Origin of the sequence: Actinomyces sp. MRS3W (assembly GCF_032465695.1) — a bacterium.
Taxonomy (GTDB): domain Bacteria; phylum Actinomycetota; class Actinomycetes; order Actinomycetales; family Actinomycetaceae; genus Actinomyces.
The window spans coordinates 1-5,305 of record NZ_JAWDJJ010000110.1 but is presented as its reverse complement, the minus strand read 5'-3'; the positions used below and the strand labels follow the sequence as shown (position 1 = coordinate 5,305).

Sequence of the window (5,305 nt, the reverse complement as noted above, 5' to 3'; positions counted from 1 at the left end):
CGCCGGGGCCAGCAACGGCGCATTGGCTGCCAGCAGGTCGAGATCGAGCGCCTCGACGGCGTCGCCAATGGTGGCGCCGACGACGAGCCCCACGCTGCCGAGCCGCCCGTCGGCGCGGGCAGCCGCGTTAGAGGCGGCCGCACCGGCGACAATGTCCGCAGCGACGGCCCTGCCGGCCGGGCCGCAGGCGTGCTGCACGGCCGCCCCCTCCGGGTTGGAGGTGAGTGCCAGGACGAACACGCCGCGGCCGGTTTCGGCAGCTTGATCCAGCGCGGGCGACAGCGAACCGTAGCCCAGGTAGGGCGAGACGGTGATGGCGTCGGCCGCCAGGGGGGCGCCGTCGGCGAGGTAGGCCTGGGCGTAGCCGCCCATGGTGGAGCCGATGTCACCACGCTTGACGTCGAGGATGGTGAGCGTACCCGCCTGGCGCAGAGCGGCCAGCGTCTCCTCCAGGACGGCGATCCCGACAGACCCGTGCCGTTCGAAGAAGGCCGACTGCGGCTTGACCGCCGCCACGTGGCCGGCCAGCGCCTCGACGCTGCGCAGGGAGAAGTCGCGCAGCCCCGCAGGGGTGTCGGGCAGACCCCAGGCGGAAAGCAGGGCGGCATGCGGGTCGATGCCGACGCACAGCGGGCCGTGGTCCTCCATCGCCTCGGCGAGCCGGGGGCCGAAGGCACGGGGGCTCATGCGAAAGCCTCCTGAAGGCCCTGACGGCGGGATATCCGGTCGGCGTCGTGCTGCTGCAGGCTGCGGACCTTGAAGGGGCCCGCGAGCTGCGCTTCCAGCGCCTGCACCGCCGCCTGCAGCTCCTGCACCGTGGTGATGATGGGCTTGTCGGCGCTGGTGGTGGCGGCACGGATGGAGTAGCCGTCCGCGCGGGCGCCTTGCCCCTTGGGGGTGTTGATGACCATGTCGATGGCGCCGGACTCGATGAGACCGACGATGGTCTGCTCCCCGTGCGTACCGCGGCCCTCGCTGACCTTGCGGACGGGGGTGGCCGGGATGCCGTTGCGACGCAGTACCTGGGCGGTGCCGGAGGTGGCGTAGATGGTGAAGCCCAGTTCGGCCAGCCGCGCGACGGGCAGCACGATGGCACGCTTGTCGCGGTCGGCAACGGACACGAAGAGGGCGCCCTCGCTGGGCAGTCCGCCATACGCGCCGGCCTGGGACTTGGCGAAGGCGCGCGGGAAGTCGACGTCGTAGCCCATGACCTCGCCGGTCGACCGCATCTCCGGGCCGAGCACCGTGTCAACGACGCGTCCGGAGGGGGTGCGGAACCGCTTGAACGGCAGCACCGCCTCCTTGACCGCAATGGGGTCCAGCGAATCCGTCACTGCGGCGTCGTGGGCGGGTAGGCGCCCGGCCGCCTTCAAGTCGGCGATGGTCTCGCCGGCCATGAGCAGGGCTGCCGCCTTGGCCAGCTGCACGCCCGTCGCCTTGGAGACGAAGGGCACCGTCCGCGAGGCGCGCGGATTGGCCTCGATGACGTAGAGCGTGTCGGAGACCAGCGCGTACTGGATATTGATGAGCCCCCGCACGCCCACACCGGCGGCGATGGCCTCGGTGGAGCGGCGGATACGGGCGATCTCGGTGTCGGACAGGGTCATGGGCGGCAACACGCAGGCGGAGTCGCCGGAGTGAATGCCGGCCTCCTCGATGTGCTCCATGACTCCGCCGAGGAACAGCTCGGTGCCGTCGTAGAGGGCGTCGACGTCGATCTCGATGGCGTCGTCGAGGAAACGGTCGATGAGCAGTGGACCGTTGGCGTAGGCGCCGCCGGCTTCGGCCGAGGCGCGCGCCAGGTAGTCCACCAGCCCGTCACGGTCGTAGACGATCTCCATGCCGCGTCCGCCCAGCACGTAGCTGGGGCGCACGAGCACCGGGAAGCCGATGTCGGCGGCGACGGCGAGGGTCTGCTCGTCGCTCAGGGCGGTGCCGTGGGCGGGGGCCGGCAGTCCGGCCCGCTCCAAGACGACGCCGAAGACCTCCCGATCCTCGGCCGCGTCGATGGCCTCCGGGGTCGTCCCCAGGATGGGCACGCCCGCAGCCTTGAGGCGGGCGGCCAGGGACAGGGGCGTCTGTCCGCCCAGCTGGACGATCATGCCGGCCACCGGGCCGGCCGCCAGCTCCGCCTCGTAGACCTCCATGACATCCTCGAAGGTGAGCGGCTCGAAGTAGAGCCGGTCGGAGATGTCGTAGTCGGTGGACACGGTCTCCGGGTTGCAGTTAACCATGACCGTGTCGTAGCGCTCGGACAGCGCCATGGTGGCGTGCACGCAGGAGTAGTCGAATTCGATGCCCTGGCCGATCCGGTTGGGACCCGCACCCAGGATGATGACGGCCTCCCGCTTCCGGGGGGCGACCTCGGTCTCGGTGTCGTAGGTGGAGTACAGGTAGGGGGTGTCGGCGGCGAATTCGGCGGCGCAGGTGTCCACCGTCTTGTACACGGGACGCAGCCCGAAGGCGTGGCGCACTTCGCGCACGGTGTCCTCACCGATGCCGCGCAGAGCGGCGATCTGAGCGTCGGAGAAGCCATGGCGCTTGGCACGCCCCAGCAGCTCGGCGGTCAATGCCGGAGCCGCCTGGAGCGCCTCGGCGACCTCCTGCAGCAGGAACATCTGATCCAGGAACCACGGGTCGATCGCGGTCGCCTCGAACAGCTGCTCCAGGGTGGCGCCGCCGCGGATCGCCTGTTGCAGGTCGACCAGGCGGTGCTCGGTGGGGGTGCGCAGTGACTCGATGAGCTCGGGCAGCTGCTCGGCGGTGGGGGCCGGGCCGTCCCAGTGGAAGACCGTGCCGGCCTTGTCGATGGAGCGCATGGCCTTCTGCAGGGCCTCGGTGTAGCAGCGGCCCAGCGCCATGGCCTCCCCCACCGACTTCATGGTGGTGGTCAGTGTCGGGTCGGCACCGCGGAACTTCTCAAAGGCGAAGCGCGGCACCTTGACCACCACATAGTCCACGGCCGGCTCGAAGGAGGCGGGGGTGGACCCGGTGATGTCGTTGGGGATCTCATCGAGGGTGTAGCCGATGGCCAGGCGAGCGGCGATCTTGGCGATGGGGAAGCCCGTGGCCTTCGACGCCAGGGCGGAGGAGCGGGACACGCGCGGGTTCATCTCGATGACGATGACGCGACCGGTTTCCGGGTGCACGGCGAACTGAATGTTGCAGCCGCCGGTGTCCACGCCCACCTCGCGGATGACCGCGATGGCAATGTCCCGCAGTCTCTGCAGCTCCCGGTCGGTCAGGGTCAGGGCCGGGGCGATGGTGATGGAGTCGCCGGTGTGCACGCCCACCGGATCGACGTTCTCGATGGAGCAGACCATCACGCAGTTGTCGACCCGGTCGCGCATGACCTCCAGCTCGATCTCCTTCCAGCCGAGGATGGACTCCTCCAGCAGCACCTCGGTGGTGCGGGAGTCGGCCAGGCCCTGCCCGGCGATGCGCTCCAGGTCCTCGGCGTTGTAGGCGAAGCCGGAGCCGAGCCCACCCATGGTGAAGGAGGGGCGCACCACCACGGGGTAACCGCCGAGCGCCTCCACCCCGGCGTGGCACTCGGCCATGGTGTGGGCGATGACGCTACGGGCCACCTCGGCGCCGCAGCGCTCGACCACGCGCTTGAACTCCTCCCGGTCCTCACCGGCGTTGATGGCCTCGGCGCGGGCGCCGATGAGCTCCACGCCGTACTTGTCCAGTACTCCGGCCTCCACCAGACTCATGGCGGTGTTGAGGGCCGTCTGCCCGCCGAGGGTGGGCAGCAGGGCGTCCGGGCGCTCCTTGGCGATGATCGCCTCCACCACCTCGGGGGTGATCGGCTCCACGTAGGTGGCGTCGGCCATGTCCGGGTCGGTCATGATGGTCGCCGGGTTGGAGTTGACCAGGATGACGCGGATGCCCTCGGCGCGCAGCACGCGGCAGGCCTGGGTGCCGGAGTAGTCGAACTCGCAGGCCTGACCGATCACAATCGGGCCGGAGCCGATTACCAGGACGGAGGAGATGTCGGTACGGCGGGGCATCAGGCGTTCTCCTCGGGGGTGGTGGGGGCAGCGGGCACGGCGGAGGCGACGCGGTGCTCGTGCATCATGCGGATGAAGCGGTCGAACAGGTGCTCGCCGTCGTGCGGGCCGGCGGCGGCCTCGGGGTGGAACTGAACCGAGAAGGCGGGCAGGTCCAGGGCGCGCAGCCCCTCGACCACGCCGTCGTTCAGACCCAGGTAGCTGACCTCGACGCGCCCGTAGCGCCCGGAGTCGAAGGGTGCCGTGCTGGGGCCGTCCACGGGGGCGTCGACGGCGAAGCCGTGGTTGTGGGAGGTGATCTCCACCCGGCCCGTGGCCCGGTCCAGGACCGGCTGGTTGACGCCGCGGTGCCCGTAGCCGAGCTTGTAGGTGCCGTAGCCGAGTGCCCGGCCGAAGATCTGGTTGCCCAGGCAGATGCCGAAGAAGGGGATGCGGGCGTCCAGGATGCCGCGCAGCAGCTCCACCTCGGTGTCGGCGGCGCCCGGGTCGCCGGGGCCGTTGGAGAAGAAGACGCCGTCCGGTTTCAGGGCGAGCACCTGATCCAGGGTGGTGGACTGGGGCAGCACGTGCACGCGGGCGCCGCGCTCGGCCAGCTGCCAGGGGGTGCGGGCCTTGATGCCCAGGTCGATGGCGGCCACGACGGCGACGGGCTCCTGGCCGGCGAACTCGCCCTTGGGTTCGACCACGTAGGCCTCGGTGGTGGTCACCTCGGCGGCCAGCGCCTGACCGGCCATGGCCGGCTCGGCGCGCACGGCCTCCAGGCAGGCGGCCAGGGCCGCCTCGGAGGTGGTGGAGCGCGGGTGTTCGGCCACGCCGTCGGGCAGGGCGTCGCCGGAGAAGATGCCTGCGCGCATGGCGCCGCGTTCGCGCAGGTGGCGGGTCAGGGCGCGGGTGTCGATGTCGCAGATGCCGACCACCCCGTGGGTGACCAGTTCGGCCTCCAACTCGCGGCGGGCCCGCCAGGAGGAGGCGCGGCGGGCGGGGTCGCGCACCACGAAGCCGGCCACCCAGATGCGGTCGGACTCGCCGTCTTCGTCGTTGACGCCCGTGTTGCCGATGTGTGGGGAGGTCATCACCACGATCTGCCGGTGGTAGGAGGGGTCGGTGAGGGTCTCCTGGTAGCCGGTCATGCCGGTGTTGAAGACGATCTCGGCCACGGTGGAGCCGGTGGCGCCGTAGGAGCGGCCCACCAGGGTGTAGCCGTCCTCCAGGACCAGCAGCGCCGGGGTGCGCGCGCTCGGTGCTCCGGCGGGCAGGGCGGGGCTGGTGAAGCCGCCGTAGGCCGCCGGGGC

Annotated in this window: 3 protein-coding genes; all 3 read right to left on the bottom strand. The window is 71.0% G+C overall.

Going from position 1 to position 5,305, the window contains the following annotated elements:
• On the bottom strand, positions 1-687 hold a 687-nt coding region (gene pyrF / locus RWX45_RS03560; protein WP_316022402.1), incomplete at its 3' end, for an orotidine-5'-phosphate decarboxylase.
• Entirely contained in the window at positions 684-4,013 is a 3,330-nt protein-coding gene (carB, locus tag RWX45_RS03555; protein WP_316022401.1) for a carbamoyl-phosphate synthase large subunit, read from the bottom strand. The genes carB and pyrF, both read right to left, overlap by 4 nt.
• Entirely contained in the window at positions 4,013-5,269 is a 1,257-nt protein-coding gene (gene carA, locus RWX45_RS03550; RefSeq protein WP_316022403.1) for a glutamine-hydrolyzing carbamoyl-phosphate synthase small subunit, read from the bottom strand. Before carA ends, carB begins: the two co-directional genes overlap by 1 nt.
• Between the last annotated feature and the right edge of the window lie 36 nt (positions 5,270-5,305).